This window comes from Synechococcus sp. YX-04-1 (assembly GCF_030546365.1).
GTDB lineage: Bacteria > Cyanobacteriota > Cyanobacteriia > PCC-6307 > Cyanobiaceae > Parasynechococcus.
In genome coordinates, this window is sequence record NZ_JAUONZ010000004.1 from 196,623 (window position 1) to 221,685 (window position 25,063).

A 25,063-nucleotide genomic window follows, 5' to 3' on the forward strand; every position below is an offset into this window, starting at 1 on the left:
CACCGATGGCAGTCCCCCGTGGCGCGCTGGCCCTGATCCCCGCCCGCGGTGGCTCAAAAGGCATTCCAGGCAAAAACCTGCAAACAGTGGGCAATGTGCCCCTGGTCTGCCGCAGCATCCGTGCCGCTCAAGCCAGCAACGGCGTGGGCCGAGTGGTGGTGAGCACTGACGATGACGCCATCGCGGCCGCCGCCGAAGCCGAAGGCGCCATCGTGATTCGTCGCCCAGCAGCCATCGCCGACGACAAGGCCAGTTCGGAATCGGCGCTGCTGCATGCCCTCGACATGCTGGAAGAGCAGGGCCCCCTCGAAGCTGAGCTGGTGTTCTTGCAATGCACCTCCCCCTTCACCACCGGGGTCCAGATCGATACGGTGCTGGCCGCACTGAAGCAAAAAGGCTGCAACAGCAGCTTCTCTGTCAGCCCCTGGCACGGCTTCCTCTGGCGGGCCGATGGGCGAGGCATTAACCACAACCCTGAGTTGCCACGCCAACGCCGTCAGGACCTGGAACCGGCTTTTCTGGAAACCGGCGCGATCTACGCCATGGGCGTCACGGCCTTCAGGAGCTGTGGCAGCCGCTTCTGCCCGCCAACCAGCCCAGTGGTGCTGCACGACGTAGGGCCAGAAATCGACACGCCGGAGGATCTGGCCCTCTGCCGCAGCATCGCGGCCCAGAAAGGCGAGTAATTTTGCCCAGCAAGGTTTCGGAGTCGATGGCGCCCGCAGAATCCAAGCGCCTCATCGGCCGCAGGGTCAGCGCAGTCGCCTGCTTCGACTCCTTCGGCAAGCTGGCGATGACCATGCTGGCGGCCTGCCGGCGGGAAGGCGCGGAGACCACACTGCTGCTGCTGGAGCTGAACAACCGGGCCCTCTCCCGGCGGCAGCGCCTGGAAATTCGGCGGATCGACCCCAAGACCCGCATCGAAAAGCACAACTGGAACGATCTGCGCCAGCTCTGTGGCGCCATGGTGGGGAATGTCGACGCCCTGATTCTGGGTCTGGATGGCCAACGCAGCCGTGATGCGCTGCTGCAGCTGAAAACCATTTGGGCCGATCAAGACCAACGCCCACGCCTGATCAGCGCTTACCCGGGGATCCTGTTTCGCTTCGGCCTCGAAGGAATGATGGATCGATCGGGCGCCGACCTGCTCTGCCTCAACAGTGCTGATGATCTGGCGCTGTATGGCCGTGGCCGCAAAGCCTTAGGCCTCGATAGCAGCAATGCAATGGTGACGGGTCTGCCGATTCTTTGGCAGACCAAACCGCGCTCGTCAGCTCCGGAGAACCCCTCAATCGTGTTCTTCGAACAACCTTCAATTCCGGTGCATCCACTGCAGCGCAGGTTCCTCTGTGATCAGATCAAAGAGCTGGCGGAGGCCTGGCCCGATCACCCCGTGATCTTCAAACCGCGAACGTCGAGCATCGAGAGCACCCTGCATCGGCGCCATGGGGAGATGGCAAGCGTGATCGACAAGATGACCCGCGACCAGCCAAATCTCCGGCTGAGTTTCAAGCCCGCCACCCGACTGCTGCGCCAGTGCGGTTGCGCCATCACCGTCTCGTCAACGGCCGCCATGGAATCCATGGCGATGGGCATCAGCACCCGAATTGTGGGCGATCTGGGGGTCACCGAAACCCTCGGCAACCACTTTTTCGCCAGTTCAGGAGCCATCGCCAACTTCGCAGCGATCAAGGCCAACCCCTTCGAGGTGGTCCATGACGCTCATTGGCTCGAGCAGCAAGGTTTGCAGCGCGACGGTGAGGATCGCTTCATCACGGCGTTGGTGGACCGACTGAACAACCCAGCCGCACCTCTCGGTGCCGCCAACCATGGCCCCCTGAGCTGGGGCAGCAGTGCCTGGCAGAAAGCCGCGCTGAGCAACGGGGGGCGGCGGATGTTGAGCAGTGGTGGAGCCCGATCCAGCCAGCGCAAACGTCACCGCACCCGCCGCATGCTGCGCAGCATGCGCGATGGCGTGGTGGGATTCGGCTGGCTTTCAAAACTGTTGCGGGAACGATGACCCTGCTGCTGTTCAGCGACGGAGGCCTGGAGCGTTCCGCCTGCTTGCTGATGGCCGATGCGCTGGAACAGCATGGTCAGCGCTGCATCACCGCGGGGCCACCACTCCAGGGACACCAGCCCCTTGCCACACCGGCACCACAGCTGAGCATCGACCTTGAACAACTGGCTGTACACCCCCTGTTGGACCAGGTGTCAGCAATCGGCCTGTTCCTGCAGAACCCAGAACAGGTTCGGTACTTCATCGAGAGATATCGAGGGCTTTGCAGCGCCCGCGGTCTGCCCGCAGCGACACTATTCAGCGGTCCCCTGGTGCCACTGGTGGGGGATGCCCTGATTCGTGATCTCAGTCTGCGCCTGGACTGTGATGTGCTGCTGGTGAGCGGCGAACACCAGCTCAGGCAGCTTCAATCCCTCACCTTCAACTGGCCCGCCAGCCTCGCAGTGCCGACCGTGATCAGCACCGGCTTCTGGTTCCCCCAGGCCGCGCCCTGTACCCCCGCCAAGCAGCCCCTGCTCCTGGCCTTGATCCAGGAGCGGATCCCCACCCACATCGGAGCCCGTGATCAACTACTCCGCGTTCTCTACAACTGGGCGCGGCAGCGACCGAACTGGACCGTGATGCTGCAACGCGATCACGGCTGGAGCTCGACGGCGCTGATGCCCAGCGACGTCCCCCCAGCGGACAACCTTGTGGAAGCAGCCCCAGGACAGCTGCTGCCGCTGCTGGGATCCTGTACCGCCTGCCTGACGGTGAGCTCGCCCTGGAGCCTGGCAGCAATGGCCTGGGGACGCATCCCGATCGTCGTGGGCGACTACGGCATCCACGATGAACAGAGCACAACGGGGTTCTTCGGCTGTGGTGCCATGCATCGCCTGCGCAGCATCCCCCATCTCGATGCCATCACTGAACTGCCCAAGGTGAACCAGGCCTGGCTTAATGGCATCGGGGCTGACATCGCCGACGGGCCGGAGCGCCTGATCGAAGCCCTGCATGCGAAGACCCGCCAGGGGGAGCGATGACAGCGACTCCGACCAGACCCACGCTGAAGCTGCTGTTGATCGCCGACAGTGACAGCCAACTGCTGGCCTGTGAAGCCCTCTGCAGCGCCCCAACTGCGCTGAACGTGGAGTGGAGCATCAACGTGATTCCACGGGATGGAACACCCCAGGCATTGCTGCAACGCCTGGCCCAGCGGGCCACCCTGCGCCACCAGAGCCTGGCTCGGCTGCTCCGCGATCGGCAGCTGCGGAGCTTTGACGCCATCGGCGTGTTCCTGACGGGCAGCAAGCTCAATGACATCCGTCTGGCCCTGCAACGGGATCTGCAGCGCCCCCTGCTGTTCTGTGGTTTCAATGGCGTGGTGCTGGAGCACTTCATCGAGGGGGTGAGCTGGCGGCTGGGCTACGACCTGATCTGCCTCAGCGGCCCGCGCGATCAGGACGCCCTGGAGCAGCTGGTGGCTGGAACCCCTTTTGCACAACAGCGCACCGTGCTTACTGGTTTGCGGCGCAACGCTCCCGACACGAATGTGCTTCCCGTGAATGAACGCCCACGACGCCTGGTGTTTGCCGAGCAAGTGATCATGCCTGCAACGACCAGCGAACGGGCCCGGCTCGTGCGCCTGCTCAGCGATCTGGCCAACCGCTCTCCCAACTGGGAGGTGCTGATCAAACCCCGCATCGCGCCCGGCGATGCCACGTTTCATGACGTCGACACGCACATCAGCACAACGCTGAAGCAGACCCTGGGGGTGCCTCCAGCCAATCTGCGTCTGGACTATCGCCCCTTGCCGGTGCTGTTGAAGCAGGCCCGGCTGCTGGCAACCCTTTCCTCAACCGCCTTCTTCGACGCCCTCGACTTCGGCTGCCGGGCGATTGCCATCAGCGATCTGGGCCTACAGCCGAACTATGGAGGTCATGTTTATGCCGGCAGCGGCGTGTGGCGCTCCCTCGAGGACATCCCCAACCTGGATGCCCTTGATGCCGAGAGACTATCCCCAGATCCAGGCTGGCTGGAGTGGATGGGCTACGGGGAACGGTTCAGCCCTGCCGCCCTTCTCAAAGCCCTGAATGAACAAAAACACCAGAAGCCGCAGCCACTCCCCAGCAGCATCGGCTATCCGGGCAATGCCCAGTCCAGCTTCAACCAACTCCGCTTGGGAGCAGAAGCCGCCATTGCCAGTGGCGATTGGAGAAGTGCCCGAGAGCTGCTCTGCCAGGCGGCCCTAATGCGCCCGCTCCACCGCGGCGTCGCCCGCCGATATTGGGCCGTCCGCCAGGCAAACCCTCTGCTACGGCAGATCGCACTGCTGATGTCCTACAGAGATCTGAAGTAGGTTCAACGACGGACTCAACCCAGGCGGCCGAACAGAACGGTGAGAGGCATCCTGATTGAGCGAAATTTCACCCAGTTCGTTGTCTTCGCGGAAGACAGCATCCTTTCGGCGCTCAGCAAGATCACGGCCAACCAGTCGCGCCTGATCTTCGTTGTCTCGGAAAGCGGCATCCTCCAGGGCGTTCTCACCGACGGCGACTTCCGCCGCTGGATTGCCGGTTGCGGCGAGATCGACCTGAATCGGCCGGTCACCGCCGCCATGAATGCCAACTGCCGCTCGGCTGCCGAAGGCACCAGCGCCAGTGACCTGAGCGCCCTGCTCAATTCACGGATCATTGCGCTGCCACTGCTGGACAGCCATGGCCGCATCGTCGCTGTGGCCCGTCGTGCGACCGACGGGCTCCAAATCGGCTCCCACCGCATCGGCGATGACGCCCCGTGCTTCCTGATCGCCGAGATCGGCAACAACCACAACGGCGATCTCAACACCGCTCTCCACCTGATCGATGCGGCCCACGCCGCAGGGGCGGACTGCGCCAAGTTCCAGATGCGGGACATGAGCCGGCTGTACCGCAATGCGGGCGACAGCAATGACATGGCCTCCGATCTGGGCACCCAATACACCCTCGATCTGCTCGAGCGCTTTCAGCTCAGCGACGACGAGTTGTTCCGCTGCTTTGACCATGCGGCCAGTAAAGGTCTGGTGCCGCTCTGCACCCCTTGGGATGAAGCCAGCCTCGACAAGCTCAACCGCTGGGGGATGGAAGGCTTCAAGGTGGCATCGGCCGATTTCACCAACCACGCCCTGCTCTCCAGCCTGGCCGCCACCGGCAAACCCCTGATCTGCTCCACCGGCATGGCCTCGGAAGTGGAGATCCGCTCCGGCATTCGCCATCTCCAGAACGAAGGGGCCGGCTACGTGCTGCTCCACTGCAATTCCACCTATCCCACCCCTTTCAAGGACGTCAACCTGCGCTACCTCGAGCGGCTGCGCGACCTGGCCGAGGCGCCCGTGGGCTATTCCGGCCATGAACGGGGAATCGAAGTGCCCATTGCCGCCGCCGCCCTGGGCGCCGTGGTGATCGAGAAACACATCACCCTCGATCGCTCCATGGAGGGCAACGACCACAAGGTGAGCCTGCTGCCCGATGAATTTGCCCAGATGATCCACGGCATTCGCCGTGTTGAGGAGTCGATGGGCAGCAGCGGCGAACGCAGCATCAGCCAGGGCGAAATGATGAACCGCGAAGTGCTGGCCAAAAGCCTCGTCGCCACCTGCGACGTCCCCGCCGGTACGGAGATCACCGCGGCGATGGTTGGCATCCAGAGCCCGGGGCAAGGACTGCAGCCCAACCGTCTGGACGACCTCATCGGCAAGACCCTGCCGGTGAGCAAAGCCGCCGGCGACTTTTTCTTCCCCTCAGACCTCGAGACCCCGGCTGCCACCCCGCGCAACTATCGGTTCCTCCATCGTTTTGGGCTGCCGGTCCGCTATCACGACATTGAGAGCTTTGCCGTCACCAGCAATCTCGACCTCGTTGAAATCCATCTCAGCTACAAGGATCTAGAGGTCGACCTCGATCAAGTACTGCCGAGAAAACAGCAGCTCGGCCTGGTGGTGCATGCCCCCGAACTCTTTGCCGGCGATCACACCCTCGATCTCTGCAGCGCTGATGACCACTACCGGCTCCATTCGATTGAGGAACTCCAGCGCGTGGTCGACATCTCGCGTGACCTGCGCCGACGTTTCGACTGCCCCGATCCCGTACTGCTGGTGACGAACGTCGGAGGATTCTCCGAGCACCATCATCTCGAGCGTCCGGAGTTGCAACCGCTGCGTCAACGCCTGATCAACAGCCTTGAGCAGATCAACACCGCAGGCGAGGTGGAGATCATTCCCCAGACCATGCCCCCCTTCCCCTGGCATTTCGGCGGTCAGCGCTATCACAATCTGTTTGTCGACACCGCCTTCATCCAGGAATTCTGCGAGGAAACCGGCATGCGCGTCTGCCTGGATGCGTCCCATTCCAAGCTCGCCTGCACGCACCTCAACGCCTCCTTCAGCGGCTTCCTCAAGGCGATCCTTCCCTTCACGGCACACCTGCATCTGGCCGATGCCAAAGGCGTTGATGGCGAAGGCCTGCAGATCCACGATGGTGAGATCGACTGGGTGCAGCTGTTTGCCCTGATGGAGCAGCTCTCCCCCAAGGCAAGCTTCATCCCCGAAATCTGGCAGGGCCACAAGAACAACGGGGAAGGCGCCTGGCTAGCGCTTGAACGCCTTGAAAGCTGTGTCGAATCCAGCCCGAAAAAGCAGGTCGCGTGAGTCAGCTCAAACCGAGCAGGATCGTTTTGCATTGCGGGCTGCACAAAACAGGCAGCACTTATATCCAGCGAAACCTGCAGACCAACCGCGAGCTACTGCTGAAACAGGGTGTGTTGTACCTCGGGCCGAACACCTTCAAAAAGCGTTGCGGAGAGTTGTGGCGTCACCTGCAGTGGGGCCGATTGGATCGCAAAACGCCCCAACGCCTGACATCAGAAACCAGAACCACCCTGATGGAACTGGCGGGGGAGCATCCGGAAACCATCCACACCATCGTTCTGTCGTTCGAAGCCATCTTCGGAACGCTGCGCAGCGGCCTTGCGGATCCACCCCGCCGAAAAACACCAAACAAGGAACGCAAGACAGGCTTGTATCGCTACGCCAAGTCACGCACCAAACGCTTGATCACTGGTCTGGAAGACAGCCTCGAGCACCGTTCGATCACTTGGACCATCCTCTTTGCCAGCAGAAGCCATGAGGCCTTCGTGCGCTCTTGCCACACCCAGCTGCTCAAGGAAGGGCGTCACACGCCTGAAACCAGCCACTACGACACGTTCCGGCAAACGGCCGATTTCTCCCGTACCGATCCCCAATCACTGGAACAATCCCTCTTGGAGCTGGCCAGCAAACGCGATCTGAAGGTGGTATGCGTTGACTATGAACAAGCCAGCGACCCCGAAGCTCCCAGCACCTTTTTATGGAACGTGCTGAAGCATGCCCTGCCCAAGCAAGCTGACAGGCTCAGGCAGCAGATGGAAGCCAACACCGACAACCCCAACCTGAACAAAACCACCAATCCGGGCCTGAATGAACGCGGGCTTGAACTGGCGATCCAGGCGCGACCCCTTTTTAAACGCAGCGAGTGGAAGCTGTTTCGCAAATTCCTCGAAAAAAATTTCGCCAAAAGCCCGTAATCCATGGCCCAACCGCATCACTTCATCCGGATGAAACGCCACAACCTGCTCTATGGGCGGGTTCCCAAGGCGGCGAATTCCTCAATCAAAGCAGCCCTGTGCCGGCTGCTCAGCGAAATGCCCCCCAAAGGCACAAAAACAACATCCGATAAGTTTTGGCAACATGAAACCAATCAGGAAACGGAGCTGATCACCCTGCGTCGGGCACGCAAATACCGGCGAAGTCATTTCAGTTTCAGTTTCGTGCGCAACCCTTTCGACCGATTGATCGCGGCGTACAACAACAAAGTGATCGAGATCGAGACTCCACCTCTGCCGATGCAGAACATGGGCGTCACCCACGGCATGTCTTTTGAGGCCTTTCTCGATGTCTTGATCGAGACACCGTTCAAACACTACGACGTTCACGTTCTCCCCCAGAGCCAATTGCTTTGCATCGGCAATCAGATCGTGCCGAAGTTCGTAGGACGCGTTGAACAGATCAACGAACACTGGGCTGAATTGCGCGACATTCTCGCCAGACGCGGCATCAATGTGATGGAGTCTTTACCGCAGAAAAACGTACGGCGAAGTGACCGTGGCGGCCTGCAGAGTTACTTCAACAACGAAGCTCTGATCAATAAAACAATGCAAATCTATGGCGACGATGTGCGCCTTTTCTATAACGATGTCTCTGTCGACCACTTGATCCAGAACGCGCCCCTCCCGGCAATCAATCCACTCCACAGCACAGGCTTGAAGCTGTCGAACTGGCTACGGTCCCATGGCTTCGGGCGCTGAACGTTCGAGCTGGCTGAGAGCCTGGCGTTGCCGGCAGCAGATCAACCGAAGCCTGCAGGGGCAGCACGACCAGATCGCAGCGATCTACCGCACCCAGCTGCCCACATTCATCATCATCGGAGCCGCCAAGTCGGCCACAACAAGCCTTGCCACGGCTTTACGGCGCCATCCAGAGATCCAGATCAGCCAGTCGATGGAGCCGAAATTTTTCGGCCGGCACTATCTGCGTGGTTGGGAGTGGTACGCGAATCAGTTTGAAGCCGATCCGCGGCGGCCCCTGCGGGGGGAAGCCAGCACGATGTACTCGTCGTCCTATGGCTCCTACGCCAGAACCCCGGAGCTGATCCACCACCACCTCGGCCCCATTCCATTGATCTATCTGGTGCGCCATCCGCTGCGACGGATTGAATCCCACTGGCGTCACTGGCAGGGCCGCATCAAGGACTGCCCGCCGTTTGATCAGCTGCTGCACTCACCTCGCTTGAGACAACGCGTGGTGGACGCCTCGATGTATCACAAGCAATGGCAGCGCTATCGGAGCTGGTTTCCGCAGGAGTTGATCCTGAGCATCACCACCGAAGAACTCAGCACGCAGCCGCAATCAAGCCTGCGGCGGATCCTGAGCTTCATCGGCGCCACGCCGGATTGCTCCCAGTTGCTGGAGAAGGGACAACTGCCGCTGATGAATCCAGCGGGGTCGAAAGGACGAAAAAACGTGGCGGCACCCAACTGGAGCGACGAACTCAAACAGAAAACGATTGATTTAATTCGCCCCGACAGCGAACGCTTCCTCACCAGCACAGGCCGGCCCATCAACACATGGGCCTGGGATTGAATCCATCCAAGATCAAGCGTTCTGATCCAACCACTGGGCAAGCGGCTGCTGGGGCTGCCCAGGGGAGCTGGTGATTTCAAGAATGCGACCACAGGCCCTCGGCTGCTCAAGAGCATCCAGGCAAACCTGCGCCACAAGACGCCGCGGAATGCTGTTGCTCTGCTGTTGATCAGCGTCGGTCACCAGTACGCCCTCGGTGGTGCTGCGGTTGTCGTCTTCACTGAGACCTCCAGGCCGGATCACGGTCCAATCCAGCCCGCTTCGCTCGAGACAGCGTTCACCCACCCGCTTCCAGACCAGGATCAGGCCAAACAGGTTGAGGGGATGCAGCCAACGGCCTGCGCAGAGGGAACTCACCAGCAGAACACGCTGCAGCCCCAAAGAGCGGCAGGCCTGCACCTGCGCCTGAACTCCCCAGGCATCCACCTGCAAGGGACCCGCAAGGTTGATCGAAGGTCGAGCACCCGTGGCGATCACCAAGGCGGTGCAGCCCTGAAGCGCATGGAGCAACGCTTCCGCCGTGTCCAGCTCCAGGCGACAGACGTCCAAGCGCCCATCCTGCTCGGCCTGGGCCAGGGCAGGGGGGAGCACTGACGCAGGTCGAACGATGGCTCGAACTGATTGACCACGCTTGAGCGCCTCCACCACCACGCGCCATCCGGTTTTGCCGGAGGCGCCAGACACCGCCAGTTGCGTCATCCCATCGGACTTGATCTATGAACCAGTCAACAGGCAAGAGGCAAGAGCAGACGGGTCAGAATCGGCACGTCATCTCCAGCGACATGAGCACGGACCAACTCCGGCAATTTTTTGCTCACATCTCCAGAGACCCTTCTCTTCGAGAGCAGGTGCTGAAGGCCGTGAGTGCCGATGCTGCGGCCCTGATTGCCCAGAAGTTGGGTTACGAAGTCTCCGGCGATGAACTGCTGCGCTTCTCCGGCAAGAGTTCTTCAGGCGTGAGCGTCACCAAGATTCAGCACCCCGGCGAATACCACTAGACCCTTGGGGCATCACCGCGACCAACTGGTGAAACTGCTGCGGCAGAAGCCAAACGATGCAGGCCTGCAGACGCTGATCGAACAGGTGGAACAGGAGCAGCCCGCCGACCTCACCAACTCAGCAGGCTTGCTGCGTGGGGTCTGGGAGTTGAACTGGAGCAGTTCCCAGCAACCATGGTTAAAACCGAACGCCAGGCTGGAGAACCTTCAGATCCTGGATCCAGATCACGGACGTGGATGCAATCTGCTGCGCTTGCGCGGCCCCTTGAGTGCTCTTGGGGGTATCCGTGTGCAGGCCGAGCTGCAGGTCGCCGACAGCAAGCGGGTCATGGTGTGCTTTCGCCAGGGAGGCTGGGTCGGCCCCTCCCTACCGAACCGCCAACAGTTGAGTTGGATGCGAAAAGTTCAGCAGAGCACGCCGGCATGGCTCGACATCACCGTGCTGGATGAACAGCTACGGATCTGCCGCGGCAATGCAGGAACAACCTTCGTGCTGCTGAAGCGAAACGATTTAAATCTGAGTACGTTTTTCGGTGTATGAGGACTCGCAAACAAGGCTGGAATTTGCCGGCAACTTGAGCCAGAACCGAAGGGCTTGCATTCCTTCTGATGGCACGCCTTCTTCAGCTTCTGCAGGGGTCCAGCAACAACGCTGATCTTGCGGCATGGACTGCCGTGATATTTGCATCGATTACCGCACTGGTGATCTGGGGACTCTTCAATGCCTACCCAAATCTGCTTTAGGAACCAACAGCTACCGGTAAGGATCCTGCTCGTAAACGTTCAAACGCAGCGTGGGACCGAGATAACGGACGGGATCCTCTCCATCCGCCATAAGTTCCGTTGACCATTGATAAATACTGGACTGAGGATTAAAACCACGGAATACAACATTCACGGTTTGCCCCGGCTGAACCGCTGGATTGAGCTGGATAGTCAAAACCTCTTCGGACTCTGAGACATCAGCAGAAGCCAATCCGCTTGTTCCTTTGCCGCGAAGGGAATAATCACCGAGATAGACACGAGGCTCCAGGCGGCCCCAGTCCCACTGATCAAGATTGGGCAACTGCCGCAGAACAATCGCGCCCAAGGCATTACCAGCATCCGGAGGAACCACAACAGTGATCGTGGTGCGATTGCGCAGGCCTTCGGTTGATTCAGGGTTGTGAATCATCACCCGAGTTGGGGGACGATCAAACAAGGATTGCGCAAATGATGAGGGCGCCTGCAGCAACACCACTGGAGCCCACAAAAGCATCGCAATCCACTGGTTCTTCACCCGAGATTGTTCCTACGAATCAATCAAGGCTAGCGATGTCAAGCAGATCAAGATCTCAAGGCGAGCCTCATCCCTCAAGCGACTTCAGCAATGTCGAGCCAACAAGGATTCGACCATGCCGATCTGGCTCTGCAGCGCATAGGCCTCGACTTCGCGCTGGCGCTGCAGCGGCCCGAGCGCCTGGGTCACCCTCAGTACGTGGCCCGCTGTTGAATGGTCGAGATGGTGAGCCAAAAACCGATCAACCTGGGAGGGACTGAAGCCACCCTGCGCCTGCAGCATCAAGCTGATCGTGGACGACGACGGCGTCTCCAAACCATCCAGACAGTCTTGAACCACATGGATGGCCTCATGGGTCAAAACATCCAGCTGAAGCCCTGGCTCATCGCGAAGCCCCTGCGACAAGCAGAGACGGTTCACGCCCATGTTGTAAGCGGCTCGTTCGGCCCCGGGGCCACAACGCTCGAGACGGTCTATCACAACACCAAGCTGCTGAAGCCGGTCGATCAACCGATCCGTGCGTGCTGAAAGCGAAATCGCTCGGGCTGGGGACGCCCAGGAAGCCAACAAGGCGAGAGCGAGCATCAGACGAATGACCAAAAGCGAGACTCGTCAGACGCAGGCCGAGCCTACGCTTCCGCGCGGTTCGGCCTGCAGGCCTGCAGGCGCTTCAAAAGTGCTGTGCTCTTCAAGCTGCGTCTAAGCCGCATCGGGATGGCCAGTTGCCCTGAGGTCATTTGCCGTGGAGGGAAAGCGCTTCTGCCCTGCCTGATCACCTATGCGGTGATCAAAACCTCAAACCGTGAGCTTGACGAAGCTGGTCATTGCCAACCAAGCAAGTGCCCAGATCCGGGTTGCTTGCCCCAGGCCGGTATTCAGCGTTCTTCAGAGGCTCAGTTGACTTACCGCGCAGCCAAAGAAGCTGGCCAGTGGAGGCATCACGCTTGCACGTCACCCATTCGTCAGACCGAGCAACTGGAGAACAAGCAAACAGGAGTCCAACAGCAATCAACGAAGCCGCGGAAACAGATCTCGACATCTGATCTAAAGAATCCTGATCAGTAGGCAATCAACTCAAGCCAGCACAATGCGGCAAGTGCCGTGGCTCCGACCGCCAAAGCGAACCATTGATCTTTCAGAGTGCGGACCACGTTGCTTCAGCTGCTGCCCCAATAAACCGAGCTTTCAGCAAGAAGCCAAGCTCAGCTGATGTTCGCTCCCCATCTCACCAATGTTGAGTGAATGCTCGAATGAAGCCCAAAGGACAACCCGTGACAGATGGCAAATCATGGCGAGACCAACCTTGCAAACCGAATCAGTTCAAGTGCTGCTGAGGACGATCAGACATGGGCTGGTGAAATGAACGCCAGACCGTCTTCTTTCTGCTTGTGACAAAAACCCCAGACCGGTATCGATTTAGGCTGAATCGGTTGAAGTCACTGTCTTATTCAAGATGTGTCCCGCTCTGGAGGGCTCCGGCCGGGACGCGGACCCATGTCAGCGGCAACTGCTGGGTCCGCCTGTCTAAGCAAAATCAACAACTAAGCCGAAAGGTTTGTTTGTCAAAACGCTCAACGCCAAACTGATGGCATGGCAAACAAACCCTGGTTCCAAGCCAACATCCACGCCCCGGGCACAGGCTTCGCGCTCCTGGTCATCGCGTTCTGCTTGTTGATTCAGACCATCCCTACAGCGGTCTGCGTGATGGCCCCTAGGCCTGGCTGGGACCCCCCGTTGTCTCCGGAAAGGGTCAGGTATTGCAAGGGCGGCTGAAGCCCGGGCATTGCTGGCGCTTCGTGAAAGCTGAGGAATTGTTTGGCATGCAGACGGTCTAAAAAACAACTGCAATCCTTGGTGTATTAACAAGCTCCAGCTCGCCTAGAGGCACTGACAGACAGCAGCGATCGACAAGCTCGATAACGGTAGGTCCAAGGAACAAGCTGCAGAGAAGCCACTGGCGGGTGCACTTCAGAGCCGCCAGTACTTCTTCCCCTGGATCAAATCAACGCTGAGCCCATGTCACTGGGCATGATCATGCTCTTGAACAAGCCTGATTCCCCAATTGGGACAAGCCCCACTAGCCATTGCTGCTCTTGCAGGGGCGTTCACCCCGCTTCAACTTCACCCACATCGCCTTCTCAAGTGCTGTGAGTTTTGGAGAGCTTTGATTGAGTACCTCTAGGGCACGAGACTTGGCATCCCTGATATACCGCGTCGTCCGGTCAAGTTCGTCAAAAGCCATAACTATCAATCAGGCATGACCAACAAGCTAATAACTCCGTAAGTCCCAAATTGCATCAAGTGGCACATATTGACAACCACTAGAAATGGTCAGGAAGCACTGGCGAAATCCTGACAACTTGTGTTATCGAGGATTTATGGACACTGAATTACTCAAACAATCTTGGGACAAGCTGACCAAAAGCGGTTACATGCTGAATTGCCCTGCTCCTGAGGTGGTCAACATCATCACGCCGACGGGTTACTCCACTCAGATTCGATTAAAAAGACTCCCCAGCTATGCCCGCTACGTGCGCTGATTTCTGTCCTCTTCTTGTTCATTGAGGTCGCGCAGCTCTCTCCGGCCAATCAACCCAAGCTCTACGACTGGTGAGCTGGCTTCCTGGAGCGATTGGGATTGCCGCCCTCTTGCCTGTGGTCGGTCAGCCGATAGACAGGCTTATCTGCGCATAGAGCCGGGTGTGACGACCCGGCTTTTTTATGCCCCAGCAGCTAATGCAACAAAAAAGGGGTAAGCCCCTCAGCCATCCCCTCGCATGCGCGAAGGATGAAGGCACCAGTGCACCGCCATGGCAGATGAAATACAGCGGGGGTTCTTTTTGGCTCGCGTTGTCCACAGATCAAGTGCGCCACACGCAACGACAAGCTTCAAAACCCTCAAAAGCACTACTGCTAGTGCTTCAAGGCATAAAAAAACCCGCTGTGACATGCACATCGGGCCGGGTGATGGGGGAAATATCAATATGGCTTAGCTCATAGCGGCTGCCTAGCCCCACATCTGGTGTCTTAAGGATCGGCACAGAACTTCACCGCACTATGTGCGGATTACGCATTTGCTGGCACTTTTGAGTCCAACGAGGCTAGTTTTGTCCAGTCCGGCCGGGTGATGGGGATCAACCGAATGGATGAAAGGCCTCGGAGACACCTCCGGGGTTTCTTTTTAGGAAATGGTCCACGACAAAAGATCTGGCTAAGGGTTGAGTTCAAGCATCCTGATTTAGATGACCTCTGGAAATCCAGAAATCACGGAGCAGAATCCCTTGGTGCCCATGCAGACTGGAGATCACAGGGAACGACTCGCCAAGTTCGTTGGTGAGTTGTGGGCACAACGCCGCCACCTCATCGAGACTCGGCGCCGAATCGATAAGAAGTTCGCGGATGAAAACGACTGGCTTGTCCGCAAAGACACTGAAATCGTTGACTGAACTCCCATCGGGTATGGAAAAGCCAATGCCATGAGAGCTATGACATAAGCAGAGACTCGTCCCCAGAGAGGTGGTGGACTTGGCTCGAGTGATCTGCTTTTCATGCACGGTGGATCACTCTGCCCGGAGATGGGTGAGAGAACTGCAGCCAACCAACGCTGTCATCGCCATGAATACGACAAACCACGTATTGCCTTACCGGGAAAGAACGCGATCCTGAAAAGAAGCCTTTAGCCGTTGCCTGATGTTCATCACTGTTTTTGGCCAGAAGGGTGGCGTCGCCAAAACATGTAGCAGCGTTCACATAGCAGCATGCTGGAGCCAACAGCAAAAACGCGTGGTCCTGGTTGATGCCGACCGCAACCGCTCAGCGACTGCTTATGGCGCCAGAGGGCTCTTGCCTTGTACCGTTGTACCCATTGAAGCGGCAGCCAAAGCGACTCGATCAGCAGAGATTGTGATCACAGATGGGCAGGCCAGCAGCAACGAAGAAGAAATAAAAAACTTAGTGGAGGGGGCTGATTTCATTCTGCTACCCACGACCACGCAGAGCAGATCAATCGAATTGACAGTCGAGATGTCACAAATGCTGAGGCAATACAAAGTTCCCTATGCGGCACTGCTTGTCAAAGTGGATGCACGCAAAGAGGCTGCAGCTGAACAAGCCACAGAATTACTTCAAGGATTCGATATCAAGGTTCTAGCTGCACAAATTCCACTGCTGAGCGCCTTTGAACAGGCAGAAACAGAAGGAGTCACGGTTGATCAGGCAATTGACAAGCGTGGTCGTGCAAATCCACGCAGAATGATGGGTTGGAGTGCATACAGTGCAGCCTGCAAAGAAATTGAAGATCTATTCGAAGAGCACAGCACACTGAATCAGAATCAGACACCAATCGGATGGGACTTCACACCCATGGAACACCGGATGGCGGCGTAAATGGATTTTTATCAGAACGGGCCGTCAACCCAATTCGAGAGATGAACTCTCACCAGGCTGAGCAAGAACGTAGGGAGATATGGTTCCCGTCGAACTGCGGCCGAGCGTCGCTGAAAGGGTAAAAACATCAACTCCTCGCCGAATTGCTTGAGTCGCATGGGCGTGCCGGCAGCGATGAGGGTGGAAACAGACGTTTGATAGTGGGCCCCACATGGCCATACGAGCGGTCACCACCAGTCGTGTCAATTGGAAATTCCTTTATTTACTTGGGAGAAGCCAGTCGATGGGCTCGCCGCGTCACTGAACAAGCATCAACAGCACATGCAGAAACAGCAGTCACCAGTACGGTGGCGGCAACTTGTTCCGCTTCGCCGCTCTTGAGATGTAACTACATGCACAGCTTGTGTTGTTGAGTTCCCAACATTGACCTGCTGGCACAGAAGGTTTTTTGAAATTCATGCAAAGTCATCTTGTACTCCGCCCCAATTGCGGTGACTTCATACTCTTGGCCTGAGCATTATCAGGCCCAAGCTGCACTGAGGCAGCTTGAAGATTTTGGCATTCCATGTGAATGCCCTCTTTGCGCCAATGCGTATCTCCGCTTGCAGAGAATTCAGCATGAAAAGGAGGAACGTGAGCTTCGTAGACCTTCCCGAGATTACGTCCAGTATGACTGAAATTAATGCATCCTTCTTTTGCCATCTACGCTGTTATTTGCTGTGAATGACTCCAGATCAGCCGAGAGGAAACACTGGCCTGCGGACTAGCTCTTTACTTAAATCCTTTGATTGAGGGTTCGGCTTTCTTTTTGACAGGTTTACTCACAGGAACCACGAATGATTCGTCCTTGAATATCTTGCCCTCTACCCAGACAGTTAACGCATAGACAAGAATCAATGCTGGCACAAGCACAAGCCATTCATTGGCAAATTCATAAGGGATCTGTCTTACGCCAAATACAGTTAGATACCCAGTAGCAAGAGTAATAATGAGCCGCCGTATGGTTCCAGAATTCAATTGACTTATGCCAGACAACTGAGTCTATGCGGAAAGAGCTGAGAAGCCACTAGCTCACGTTCTTCTGGCACATCGGCCCCAGAGCTTGCGGCGCTTCTTCAGATACTGGCCCTGCTGGGCCGCTTGTGCTTAGGGTTGCAGCCCACCATCGTGTGGCAGTGCTGATGTCGAGAGTCATGGGGCCAGATATGCCTGGCTTGAGTGTTCCCCGCTCTGTTCAAGCAATAAAAACCCCGCCATTGCTGGCGGGGTGAATGTTTTATTGAGGGAAGACCAGCCAATGCACAATCAAGGCGAGTCAAATCATCTCACTTAATCTTCTCAATACCCTCTACTGGATTGTAGCCTTTCTGCTTATTGCTTACCATATCGCTAGGCCCATAATGCCTCATTAGCACATTGAATTTACCTGTTTCATTTCCTTCGCGAATAGGAATATTATTGGGCTGGCCATCGCAACCAAACCTAAGAGTATAGGTTCCATCAGGGTTCATCTCGGGATTCATTTCGCTCGATATATTGGCAACATCATTAAACATGTAGCCGTCACCATTGTAGACAGTGGCAGACCAAAAATCTCTCGCCTGTGGGTCTACAAAATTCATCTCATAACACCCTTCATTACTCATGTATTTACTTGTCTGATAAATGTTGTCCACAACCATTGCGCCTCCCCATCCTCCGGCAGCGCCTACGAAGTTCCAGTAAGGGGTTTGCCCGCTTTCTTTGTTGCTGAATGCCTTTGATTGATCATACCCATCGGTAAAAATTTTATTTCCGGCGGCTGCCACCTCGCTGAAGGACTTCTCATCCCACTCTTTAACATTGAAATCATCTGAACTATTTGCTTCGGCTTCAAGGTTCTTACGCGCTTCGTCATCCAAGGATCTTACGGCAATAAAAGCATATTTCGTCTTGGCTGTTAGCTTATGCTTGCCAGGGCCGTATATCATTGGCTGGGTTTCATGATTCTCATCCACGATTTGTATTGAGATATATTTATCTGTTTCAGGTATTGTCAGGTATACACCCCCTTCCATGTCAAAAACGCCCGTTGAGTAATGGGTGTCTCGATTCATGCGTACAACAAATTGCTTAGACGGGTCGCTTGGCGCTTTGCCCATTTCTTTGAATTTATTGATCCCCCCGGCTTGCCTAATGATTGCGTCAAAGCGCATATTTGTATATGCCTGTGGAAAATTTTCTTCTGTAACAACTATTGGAGATGGTTTTTCAGCCCGCTCTTTCTCCTGGCTGGCATTGACAATGCTGGCTTCTTTGTTTACTGAGTTTGAAAAATCACCATTATTGCCACTGCAGCTTGCGGAGAAAAAACCAAGCGAACTCACCAAGAGAAGAGATGCGATTGATTTGGAATTCATCGTTGCTATTTATTAACCATTTTCACGGTAAGCAGTTGTCTTGATGCTTGCAGCAAAAGCGCTATATCCGTACCATCTTTTTAAAGAATAATTATCGATTCAAAGCTGTAAAATTAGATATTTTCAATTCCATCGAGCAAGGCTGCTCAAGCTTCGAGTGGGTTGCATCAAGGAGCGACAGGCTTGCTCCCAAGTGTCAATCCAGCAGCAACTCCTCCACCACTGGCTCCCCTAGGTCTTGGCCCCCTCCAGACAGCCAGCACTTGAAGGCATCAGGGTCATTGGCACGTAGTGCTGCCACCAGCTCCCCCATCAGGAACAGAGCAATGCGGGTGTCTTGAGGCATCGGTCCGACGTGACTGCCTTGAGTGTTCCCTGCTGTTGGCAGGCAAGAAAAAACCCAGGCGTGAGCGTCGCCTGGGTCCCTCGTTGCTTTGGACCCTCCATTCATAAGAGCGTTATTCGTTTTTGTTCTGAGGTTCCGTTGAGAGTTTTCTTGCCTCTACACATCTCAACTCTGTTCGCGAGATTTCTTCGCCGCAAGCCCGGCTTCAACCGCTGTTCCAGCCGCGAGAGCGACTAGCCCTAGCAAGCCAATCAACTGGTTTTGGATTTCCTCAGCACCATCTGCTTCTTGTCCAAGCACTGCACCAAGTACGAACCAGGTTGTTGCCAGAACAGATGTAATCCAATAAGCCTTCCAGCGGCGCTGGTACAAGTACCCAGCACCTAGCCCCGGAACCACGTTCAAGGTGACGGCTACCCAGCCTGCGGATGCCGCGAGGATCTCTTTTTTGGTGGGTGCCATCAGGACTGGTACTGGTATCCATGTCTATTCTCGTGGGCCAAGACACCAACCGTGCGTCGCGGCCACAAATTCAGGGTAGGTAGCTGGCGCTCGATTGATTCGGTGGCGTGATTATTCAGGTCCCCAGCGGAGTCCCCTCACATCTTCCAAGGAGTTGGTGATTTCCCATGTCACGCACACCACCTCTCTGACGAAAGTTCCGTACATCAGTGGTGAAGACGATCCGGCATGGGGACCACGCCCAGAGGTCATTTAAAAATCCGCCAATACTCGCCTGATAGCTCATAGCGGTTACCGTCGTAGCCACCCTGTAGGGCGTCAACTTGATCAGCTTCGCCGCTCAGGACATGTAACTACAGCCACAGTTTATGTTGTTGAGTTCAGCACATTGTCCGACTAGCACAAAAGGTTTTTTGAAATTCGTGCAAAGTCAAAATGTCCTCCGCCCCAATCGCGGTGACTTCATATTCTTGGTCTGAGCATTATCAGGCTCAAGTTGCATTACGGCAGCTTGAAGATTGTGGCATTCCCTGTGAATGCTATCTTTGCGCAACTGCATATCTCCGCTTGCAGAGAATTCAGCATGAAAAAGAGGAACGCGAGCTTCGCAGACCATCACGAGATTACGCCCAGTACGACTGAAATTCACGCATCCTTGTTTTCCCTCTACGCTTTTATGTGCCATGAATGACTCCAGATCAGCCGAGAACGAGATAATTCAACTGATGCTATATCGGGAGGTGTTTCTTCCCACAGGCCCAAGCGCCAAAGAGCTTTATGGGCCCCTTGTAAGAAAAGTAGAGGCATTGGATAAGAAGCTTGCTGATGCTGAATCCCGAACATTTAACGATTTTGATGATGCAAATACCAAATGAACTTGCCACAATCTCGGGACCTAGCCTTATATGTTGTGGGCTCTTACCGTGATTTTCTAAAAGAAGAGATCGATATCAATCGACTCATGCTTTATCGAGTGGAGTGCCTTCCTTCAGGAGACAGAACCTGCCTGCACAATGAAAACCTTTTGAGCAAAATCAAGCAGTTAGAAATCGAGCTTTCTGATCTTGAGGATCAGCTGGCTGCCTAGCCTTATAAGCGATGTCCTTCAGCGGCCCACCCACATTCACAGTGATGATCGAAGCCTTGGCGATTAGGTCCAGAAACTGGTGAACGGTCATCAGGCGTCAGCAATCCATTTGCAGGCGGCCACGGTTAGTGGCGTCCAGATAGCGGCGAAACAGCGATAACGCGTAGTGGTCTTGTTCTCTCTGCATTCACGGTCGCTGGGGAGGCAGCCTCACCGCATCACTAAATCGAGGTATATTTGCTGGCTGGTCGGCCCCAGTTGAGGGATGGATATTGCTGCCCCCTTGCGCAGGAAACGTCAGCCGATAGACAGGTTCATCTGCGCATGGGCCGGGTGTGATGACCGGGCTTTTTTATGCCTCTCCTTACGCAACAAAAAATCTGGAAGCGGCTTCACTCCCAGACCAGTCGACAGAGCTGAGAGCTGCTTCCAAATCAGCCCTCTGCCCAGCTACTAAACGGCTGCATGTCCTTCATCAACTACCCCCAGATGGGGTCAACGCACGGGTGGTGAGCACCGCCTCCAGCCTGTTCTGAGCATCTTGTCCCACGCCTCAATAGCGTTGTAGCGAAGCATTCGCCTACGGGTTTGAGGCACTGGCGTGGTGGCACCCAGCTGTAGGTGCGCAAAAGCTAAAACCCCTTTGATTTGTAAGTCACTTCGTGGATTTCTTCTGCAAGTTGCCTGATCGCGATCAATGTGTTGCTGTCCGTATCCGCCTGCCGTTCAGCAATCTCACTTTGAATGTTTTGACCAACGATAATAATCGGCAGCAGTACAAGCTGAAGAAACGTCTGTGCTGTCCACGCCACTATCTTCAAAGGATCTTCTGAAGCCAGCGCTTCAGGTAGTGAGATCAAAGCTAACAAGCAAAATGCATAAGCACACCACATCGTTCCCACCTTCTCCGTAACCCAAATAGCGATTCTTTTGTTAAAACGTCTCAAGGCATAAGATGCAACAATACGTATAGATAGCTCAAAAGCAAAAACATTGCAATTGAGATCTTTTGTTCATTTAAAGAGAGTACGGAAGCCAGATTCAGCTCTATCTCGGCTGCAGGCGATGACATCTGCGACCACATGCACATGCCAAATCTCATGGTGGATGGTGCCTGGCGCCTGGTTATGGGCTTATTGGCGAGCAAGTGACAGCCCGCAGAGCTTGTCGAGTTGAGCCACTGCACCGACAACCGCACCAGGGTTGTTCTGTGCCAAGCCGAGACGTGCACTCTCCATAAGTAAGTGAATTGCCTGGGCCACAAGGTCACTGCGTTGGACGTTCGCCTTATCGATGTCCTCCCTGATCAGGGCATAAGCCTGTTGAACAGTTCGTTGTGCTGTTCTGCGGCTAACCCCCTTGGTCTCCGCCAGGTACGCCACGACCGCAGTACAGCTAAAGCCCTCCAAGAGCTTGGAGTGAGCGACTTGAACTCGATCAACAACTTCGATCCTCTTCGGCATCAGAGAAGCCCCCGACGAAGAAGGGCACGCTTGAGAGCTTTAGAGCTGCGTGAATCCAGATCCACCTCATCAAGGGCTGACCTCAAGCGAACACGGAAATCCTTCTGATCCAGCCTCCGGATCGCGGAATCCAAAACACTGATCTCAGACCCTTTCGCCGCGGCCAAAGTACCCATAAATTTGTCCTGATTAGCAGTCAGCACAATTCCAGGTCAGCGAGAACCCTTGTCTTGGAATAGTTGAGGGGGCCTTCCAGCCCCCATGAGTCATTTGGGTGATAAGGCTGACTTCACCCCATCTCCCCTAAGGGTCAGGCAGCAACAGGGGCTGCTTGACGGGAGAAACGAACGATGTTGTTCGCAGTTACGGGTTTGCTCTCACCGAGCAGGCTTCAGTCACCCTCCTCATGCCCCGTCGAAACCATTGCAGCCCCGGAAGGGGGAATGGAGCTGAGCGGAATCGAACCGCTGTCCGAAACACTGGTGTGGATCACCTAGTCCGACGAAGCCGGACCCTGTCATTCTGACAGGAGTGGTGGCCTGGAGCACAACGCCCTTGGGTCGAACAAACCGGCTATCCGCTGTTGCCGTTGTGCCCCAAGGCCTGGAGGCAGCTGGCGGCGAAGAACTCAGCGGCCTTGGGGCCCATGACGTGAAGCCTGGCAGGCGTGCCGTCAGCTTCGAAGCGGACATGGCCTGCCTGTACCGGCTGCACCTTCAAGCTCGACTGCCCTTCCGTCTTTTGCGGCAGGTGGCGCGCTTCCCCTGCCAAGGCCGAGACGACCTCTACGACGGCATCCGCCAAGCGCTCGACTGGGAACGCTGGCTGCATCCATCGATGACCTTCCGGGTGGATGTGACCGGAACGGCACCGGGGCTGAACCACAGCCATTTCACGGCGTTGCAGGTCAAAAACGCCCTTGTGGATGCCCAACGGGATCTCTGGGGGGAGCGTTCCTCCATCGATCTCGATGACCCCGACCTCTCCCTGCATCTCCACCTCGGCCGTGGGGAAGCACAACTGAGCCTCGATGGCAGTGGCGGCAGCCTGCACCGCCGTGGCTACAGGGCAGCCATGGGAGCTGCACCGTTGAAGGAAAATCTGGCCGCTGGTCTGATCCGCCTGACGGGCTGGGATGGAAGCCAGCCCCTCGTGGACCCTTGCTGCGGATCCGGAGTGCTGTTGATCGAAGCGGCCTTGGCCGCCTTGCAGCAGGCCCCAGGATTGGAGCGCCGCTTTGCCCTCGAAGGCTGGGCCGATTTCCAACCCGACCTCTGGGACAAGGAAGTGGATCGCGCCCGGCAACGGCGCAGGGGAGACCTCAGCCTTCCCCTACTGCTGGGGATCGAAGCGGATCCCAGCATTGCCGATCAGGCCCGCGCCAATGTGGAAGCCGCCGGACTGAGTGGAGTCATCCGCATCTGCACCGGCTCATTTGAAGCCGAAGCCCTACCTGAAGGCCCAGGGGTGTTGGTCTGCAACCCGCCCTACGGCCAGCGCATCGGCGACGAACAGGAACTCGATGCGCTCTACAGCGCCCTGGGGCAATTCGTACGCCAGGAAGCCTCCGGTTGGCAGCTGTGGCTGCTCAGTGGCAATCCCAAACTCACCGGGGCGCTTCGGCTCAAAGCATCACGGCGGATTCCTGTAAGCAACGGCGGCATCGATTGCCGGTGGCTTCAATACGAGATTCGCTGAAAACGCTTGCTCCACCCCGCAACAAGCAGCGAACCGTTGAGCAAAAGATCCCCGGATTCAGACACCTGCGTGGTGAATAAAGCGGCGGGCTCAAGAAGCGAAAGGTTCCTCTCCCAAGCTGCATACAGCTCTTGGTGAATGGCTTGAGCCATCGCATCTGGCGCCTGAAAATACTTGTATCGGGGCTGCGCCTGAAACGTCAGCCCGTTTGCACTCATCTTTGCTTTCCGTTCAGACAACTGCTGAGCATTCTCTGAATACTCACAACGAACTGTATTCACCACAATGCGCTTGAAACGCTTGAAAAATGGGTGCTGGAGATAAGCACGCATCATCTGATCATTTTCAGAGGGCAACTGCAAACGGCCCATGGAACGCTTGGCGAGCTTTGTGCTTACGCGGTGTTGGCCATTTCCCTTCTCGTCCCGTACCCCTTTCAGCAGCTCACGTTTTCGAAGAGAACGGGGCCAATAGGAGGAGTCGATTCCGCGCAACACCTGGTAAAGATCCACATGCAGCAACACAAACTGAGGCAATGAAGGCTCACGAGCCAGCAACTTCACATGACTGGCCTGAAAAAAAGATTTCTTATGCCAAGCAACCTTGTAATCATCATGCTCTCGATAGCTACGATCCCTGCACGACTTACTGAAACACTGGGCAAACTCAGGACCAAACAAAGGCAGTTTCTCTCTATAAGCAGCCTGTAAAAGAGTCGACTTACCCGATCCACAAGGACCAGCAACAATCATCAATGTATTCGAATCAGGAGCATCTTGATTCGAAAAATCTGTGCAAGAACGAGGTGGATTTACGCCAAAGAAATTCAGGGCATCGGGCCAACCCAAATTTCTTCTCCTTGGACATTATTCCAATCTTAACCCAGCTTTAATCCTTTTTTTAAACGTTCAAGCCCGTCCGATCACCGCCCGTACCGTTTTCATCAGTCCCTCCAGTGTTTGAGGCAGGAACGGCCCCTTCAGCACCTGGCCACCGATGCGCAAGCTGATGCCCGCCAGCACCAGATTGGCCACGGCGAGGGTCAACAGTGCGCGCATCCAATCCAGCTCCCACTGGGCCTGAATCCACAGCAGCAACGACGCCTCCCCCGCCAGCAAAGCCAGAAACATGGCGGTGCCGCCGATGGCGAGGAACAAGCCACCGCTGATAAGTCGGCGTTTTTCCCGATCCACCTCCTGCAGCGCAATCCGCACATGCAGGTCCATCACTGACGCCGCCAGTGCGGTCACCCGAGCTGCCGCTCCAAATCCGCGGGGAGAGTTCTTATCAGCCATCAGGAACGCCGGCCCCCGCGAAGCATGCTGCCCAGCAGCAACCCAACACCAAGGGCAACACCCACAGCCAGCAGCGGTCTCTGGCGCACAGGCGCCTCGATCTTCGGCCTCAGGGTGCTGTTCAACTCATCCAGCAACTGTTCGAGTTGCTCTTCGAGGGGATCCAGGCTGTCGGCCCAGTCGCGGCTTCGGTCACCGGCGCTATGGAGGAGCTCTTCCAGCTGCTCGCGAACCCCTTGAGGGGTAAGGCCTGTGTTCTGTTCGATCAACCGAACCAACTCATCCACACTCCCCCGGGTGGCCTCGAGGGTGTGCTCAGCCAGATCCGGCCAGCGCTCCTGGATTGTCGGCAGCAGGCTTTCGAACCGCTCGCGGAAGTGGTGCTCGAATCTGCCGTTGGACTGCGGCGATGGCGAGGCCATAAAGACCGTTGGCAGA

Annotated in this window: 27 protein-coding genes; 15 read left to right on the forward strand and 12 right to left on the reverse strand. The window is 56.6% G+C overall.

Features of this window, described 5'->3' with window-relative positions:
- Positions 1-5 precede the first annotated feature (5 nt).
- From Q3Y53_RS08900 to Q3Y53_RS08935, 8 genes are read left to right on the forward strand one after another with little or no spacing between them, the layout of a single operon-like run.
- Complete coding sequence (locus Q3Y53_RS08900; protein ID WP_303535195.1) at positions 6-686, forward strand: NTP transferase domain-containing protein; 681 nt, start codon at positions 6-8, stop codon at positions 684-686.
- Positions 687-688: 2 nt separating this feature from the next.
- Positions 689-2,020, forward strand: a complete 1,332-nt coding sequence (locus tag Q3Y53_RS08905) for a DUF6716 putative glycosyltransferase (protein ID WP_303535197.1) — start codon at positions 689-691, stop codon at positions 2,018-2,020.
- On the forward strand, positions 2,017-3,042 hold the full coding sequence (locus tag Q3Y53_RS08910) for a DUF6716 putative glycosyltransferase (protein WP_303535198.1): 1,026 nt from the start codon (positions 2,017-2,019) through the stop codon (positions 3,040-3,042). The genes Q3Y53_RS08905 and Q3Y53_RS08910 overlap by 4 nt, the downstream gene beginning before the upstream one ends.
- Complete coding sequence (locus tag Q3Y53_RS08915) at positions 3,039-4,358, forward strand: DUF6716 putative glycosyltransferase (RefSeq protein ID WP_303535199.1); 1,320 nt, start codon at positions 3,039-3,041, stop codon at positions 4,356-4,358. Before Q3Y53_RS08910 ends, Q3Y53_RS08915 begins: the two co-directional genes overlap by 4 nt.
- 39 nt (positions 4,359-4,397) lie before the next feature.
- Complete coding sequence (locus Q3Y53_RS08920) at positions 4,398-6,683, forward strand: N-acetylneuraminate synthase family protein (RefSeq protein ID WP_303535200.1); 2,286 nt, start codon at positions 4,398-4,400, stop codon at positions 6,681-6,683.
- Positions 6,680-7,597, forward strand: coding sequence for a hypothetical protein (locus Q3Y53_RS08925; RefSeq protein ID WP_226425124.1), 918 nt, complete (start codon positions 6,680-6,682; stop codon positions 7,595-7,597). The genes Q3Y53_RS08920 and Q3Y53_RS08925 overlap by 4 nt, the downstream gene beginning before the upstream one ends.
- A 3-nt stretch (positions 7,598-7,600) precedes the next feature.
- Positions 7,601-8,377, forward strand: a complete 777-nt coding sequence (locus Q3Y53_RS08930) for a sulfotransferase family protein (protein WP_226425123.1) — start codon at positions 7,601-7,603, stop codon at positions 8,375-8,377.
- A complete protein-coding gene (locus Q3Y53_RS08935; RefSeq protein WP_303535202.1) occupies positions 8,361-9,212 on the forward strand; it encodes a sulfotransferase in 852 nt (283 codons plus the stop codon). Before Q3Y53_RS08930 ends, Q3Y53_RS08935 begins: the two co-directional genes overlap by 17 nt.
- Positions 9,213-9,224: 12 nt before the next feature.
- Here Q3Y53_RS08935 and Q3Y53_RS08940 read toward each other — a convergent pair whose 3' ends face one another.
- Positions 9,225-9,911 carry an SDR family oxidoreductase gene (locus tag Q3Y53_RS08940; protein ID WP_303535204.1) on the reverse strand — a complete coding sequence of 229 codons (687 nt, stop codon included), beginning with the start codon at positions 9,909-9,911 and terminating at the stop codon, positions 9,225-9,227.
- Positions 9,912-9,994: 83 nt separating this feature from the next.
- On the opposite strand from Q3Y53_RS08940, the gene Q3Y53_RS08945 reads away from it, so the two are divergent.
- The 3 genes from Q3Y53_RS08945 to Q3Y53_RS08955 all read left to right on the forward strand — a co-directional run bounded on the left by Q3Y53_RS08945 (position 9,995) and on the right by Q3Y53_RS08955 (position 10,954).
- Positions 9,995-10,210: a Nif11-like leader peptide family natural product precursor gene (locus Q3Y53_RS08945; protein WP_303535206.1), complete on the forward strand. Its 216-nt coding sequence runs from the start codon at positions 9,995-9,997 to the stop codon at positions 10,208-10,210.
- Positions 10,211-10,238: 28 nt separating this feature from the next.
- Entirely contained in the window at positions 10,239-10,751 is a 513-nt protein-coding gene (locus Q3Y53_RS08950) for a PAP/fibrillin family protein (protein ID WP_368506440.1), read from the forward strand.
- Between the two features lie 68 nt (positions 10,752-10,819).
- On the forward strand, positions 10,820-10,954 hold the full coding sequence (locus Q3Y53_RS08955) for a hypothetical protein (RefSeq protein ID WP_255599769.1): 135 nt from the start codon (positions 10,820-10,822) through the stop codon (positions 10,952-10,954).
- Positions 10,955-10,964: 10 nt separating this feature from the next.
- Here the strand turns inward: Q3Y53_RS08955 and Q3Y53_RS08960 are convergent, their stop codons facing one another.
- Positions 10,965-11,411, reverse strand: coding sequence for a DUF2808 domain-containing protein (locus Q3Y53_RS08960; RefSeq protein ID WP_303535209.1), 447 nt, complete (start codon positions 11,409-11,411; stop codon positions 10,965-10,967).
- A gap of 162 nt (positions 11,412-11,573) precedes the next feature.
- Entirely contained in the window at positions 11,574-12,074 is a 501-nt protein-coding gene (locus Q3Y53_RS08965) for a hypothetical protein (RefSeq protein ID WP_303535210.1), read from the reverse strand.
- 1,793 nt (positions 12,075-13,867) lie between these two features.
- Here Q3Y53_RS08965 and Q3Y53_RS08970 point away from each other — a divergent pair.
- Together Q3Y53_RS08970 and Q3Y53_RS08975 are read left to right on the forward strand one after the other, a co-directional pair.
- Positions 13,868-14,029 carry a hypothetical protein gene (locus tag Q3Y53_RS08970; RefSeq protein ID WP_226425116.1) on the forward strand — a complete coding sequence of 54 codons (162 nt, stop codon included), beginning with the start codon at positions 13,868-13,870 and terminating at the stop codon, positions 14,027-14,029.
- Positions 14,030-15,179: 1,150 nt separating this feature from the next.
- Entirely contained in the window at positions 15,180-15,875 is a 696-nt protein-coding gene (locus Q3Y53_RS08975; protein ID WP_226425115.1) for a ParA family protein, read from the forward strand.
- 771 nt (positions 15,876-16,646) lie between these two features.
- On the opposite strand, the gene Q3Y53_RS08980 is transcribed toward Q3Y53_RS08975, so the two are convergent.
- The 4 genes from Q3Y53_RS08980 to Q3Y53_RS08995 form a co-directional block, all read right to left on the reverse strand.
- Positions 16,647-16,892, reverse strand: a complete 246-nt coding sequence (locus tag Q3Y53_RS08980) for a hypothetical protein (protein WP_303535212.1) — start codon at positions 16,890-16,892, stop codon at positions 16,647-16,649.
- Between the two features lie 308 nt (positions 16,893-17,200).
- Positions 17,201-18,274 (reverse strand): DUF1214 domain-containing protein, encoded by a 1,074-nt coding sequence (locus Q3Y53_RS08985; RefSeq protein ID WP_303535214.1) that lies wholly within the window; start codon positions 18,272-18,274, stop codon positions 17,201-17,203.
- Positions 18,275-18,470: 196 nt separating this feature from the next.
- On the reverse strand, positions 18,471-18,620 hold the full coding sequence (locus Q3Y53_RS08990; protein ID WP_226425112.1) for a hypothetical protein: 150 nt from the start codon (positions 18,618-18,620) through the stop codon (positions 18,471-18,473).
- Between the two features lie 165 nt (positions 18,621-18,785).
- Positions 18,786-19,082: a hypothetical protein gene (locus Q3Y53_RS08995; RefSeq protein WP_303535215.1), complete on the reverse strand. Its 297-nt coding sequence runs from the start codon at positions 19,080-19,082 to the stop codon at positions 18,786-18,788.
- A gap of 910 nt (positions 19,083-19,992) precedes the next feature.
- On the opposite strand from Q3Y53_RS08995, the gene Q3Y53_RS09000 reads away from it, so the two are divergent.
- Complete coding sequence (locus Q3Y53_RS09000; protein WP_303535217.1) at positions 19,993-20,169, forward strand: hypothetical protein; 177 nt, start codon at positions 19,993-19,995, stop codon at positions 20,167-20,169.
- A 495-nt stretch (positions 20,170-20,664) separates the two neighbouring features.
- Here Q3Y53_RS09000 and Q3Y53_RS13125 read toward each other — a convergent pair whose 3' ends face one another.
- Both Q3Y53_RS13125 and Q3Y53_RS09005 read right to left on the reverse strand, forming a co-directional pair.
- Positions 20,665-20,745 (reverse strand): DUF1651 domain-containing protein, encoded by an 81-nt coding sequence (locus Q3Y53_RS13125; RefSeq protein ID WP_368506441.1) that lies wholly within the window; start codon positions 20,743-20,745, stop codon positions 20,665-20,667.
- A gap of 56 nt (positions 20,746-20,801) precedes the next feature.
- On the reverse strand, positions 20,802-21,062 hold the full coding sequence (locus Q3Y53_RS09005; RefSeq protein WP_303535347.1) for a hypothetical protein: 261 nt from the start codon (positions 21,060-21,062) through the stop codon (positions 20,802-20,804).
- Between the two features lie 1,125 nt (positions 21,063-22,187).
- Between Q3Y53_RS09005 and Q3Y53_RS09010 the strand changes: the two genes are divergently transcribed.
- Positions 22,188-23,330, forward strand: coding sequence for a class I SAM-dependent RNA methyltransferase (locus Q3Y53_RS09010; RefSeq protein ID WP_303535219.1), 1,143 nt, complete (start codon positions 22,188-22,190; stop codon positions 23,328-23,330).
- Here the strand turns inward: Q3Y53_RS09010 and Q3Y53_RS09015 are convergent.
- The 3 genes from Q3Y53_RS09015 to Q3Y53_RS09025 are packed head-to-tail and all read right to left on the reverse strand — an operon-like array spanning position 23,312 to position 25,047.
- A complete protein-coding gene (locus Q3Y53_RS09015; protein ID WP_226425109.1) occupies positions 23,312-24,178 on the reverse strand; it encodes a hypothetical protein in 867 nt (288 codons plus the stop codon). The genes Q3Y53_RS09010 and Q3Y53_RS09015 overlap by 19 nt on opposite strands.
- Positions 24,179-24,238: 60 nt before the next feature.
- Complete coding sequence (locus Q3Y53_RS09020) at positions 24,239-24,625, reverse strand: phage holin family protein (protein WP_226425108.1); 387 nt, start codon at positions 24,623-24,625, stop codon at positions 24,239-24,241.
- Positions 24,625-25,047, reverse strand: coding sequence for a YqjD family protein (locus tag Q3Y53_RS09025; protein ID WP_006850868.1), 423 nt, complete (start codon positions 25,045-25,047; stop codon positions 24,625-24,627). The genes Q3Y53_RS09020 and Q3Y53_RS09025 overlap by 1 nt, the downstream gene beginning before the upstream one ends.
- Positions 25,048-25,063: the final 16 nt, after the last annotated feature.

Excerpts from the sequence above, each read along its gene's own strand:
- Q3Y53_RS08900 (WP_303535195.1), top strand. The coding sequence starts at position 6 with ATGGCAGTCCCCCGTGGCGCGCTGGCCCTGATCCCCGCCCGCGGTGGC.
- Q3Y53_RS08910 (WP_303535198.1), top strand. The coding sequence starts at position 2,017 with ATGACCCTGCTGCTGTTCAGCGACGGAGGCCTGGAGCGTTCCGCCTGC.
- Q3Y53_RS08915 (WP_303535199.1), top strand. The coding sequence starts at position 3,039 with ATGACAGCGACTCCGACCAGACCCACGCTGAAGCTGCTGTTGATCGCC.
- Q3Y53_RS08930 (WP_226425123.1), top strand. The coding sequence starts at position 7,601 with ATGGCCCAACCGCATCACTTCATCCGGATGAAACGCCACAACCTGCTC.
- Q3Y53_RS08935 (WP_303535202.1), top strand. The coding sequence starts at position 8,361 with ATGGCTTCGGGCGCTGAACGTTCGAGCTGGCTGAGAGCCTGGCGTTGC.
- Q3Y53_RS08940 (WP_303535204.1), bottom strand. The coding sequence starts at position 9,911 with ATGACGCAACTGGCGGTGTCTGGCGCCTCCGGCAAAACCGGATGGCGC.
- Q3Y53_RS08945 (WP_303535206.1), top strand. The coding sequence starts at position 9,995 with ATGAGCACGGACCAACTCCGGCAATTTTTTGCTCACATCTCCAGAGAC.
- Q3Y53_RS08955 (WP_255599769.1), top strand. The coding sequence starts at position 10,820 with ATGGCACGCCTTCTTCAGCTTCTGCAGGGGTCCAGCAACAACGCTGAT.
- Q3Y53_RS08965 (WP_303535210.1), bottom strand. The coding sequence starts at position 12,074 with ATGCTCGCTCTCGCCTTGTTGGCTTCCTGGGCGTCCCCAGCCCGAGCG.
- Q3Y53_RS08970 (WP_226425116.1), top strand. The coding sequence starts at position 13,868 with ATGGACACTGAATTACTCAAACAATCTTGGGACAAGCTGACCAAAAGC.
- Q3Y53_RS08975 (WP_226425115.1), top strand. The coding sequence starts at position 15,180 with ATGTTCATCACTGTTTTTGGCCAGAAGGGTGGCGTCGCCAAAACATGT.
- Q3Y53_RS08985 (WP_303535214.1), bottom strand. The coding sequence starts at position 18,274 with ATGAATTCCAAATCAATCGCATCTCTTCTCTTGGTGAGTTCGCTTGGT.
- Q3Y53_RS08990 (WP_226425112.1), bottom strand. The coding sequence starts at position 18,620 with ATGCCTCAAGACACCCGCATTGCTCTGTTCCTGATGGGGGAGCTGGTG.
- Q3Y53_RS08995 (WP_303535215.1), bottom strand. The coding sequence starts at position 19,082 with ATGGCACCCACCAAAAAAGAGATCCTCGCGGCATCCGCAGGCTGGGTA.
- Q3Y53_RS13125 (WP_368506441.1), bottom strand. The coding sequence starts at position 20,745 with ATGCTTCGCTACAACGCTATTGAGGCGTGGGACAAGATGCTCAGAACA.
- Q3Y53_RS09005 (WP_303535347.1), bottom strand. The coding sequence starts at position 21,062 with ATGTGGTGTGCTTATGCATTTTGCTTGTTAGCTTTGATCTCACTACCT.
- Q3Y53_RS09020 (WP_226425108.1), bottom strand. The coding sequence starts at position 24,625 with ATGGCTGATAAGAACTCTCCCCGCGGATTTGGAGCGGCAGCTCGGGTG.
- Q3Y53_RS09025 (WP_006850868.1), bottom strand. The coding sequence starts at position 25,047 with ATGGCCTCGCCATCGCCGCAGTCCAACGGCAGATTCGAGCACCACTTC.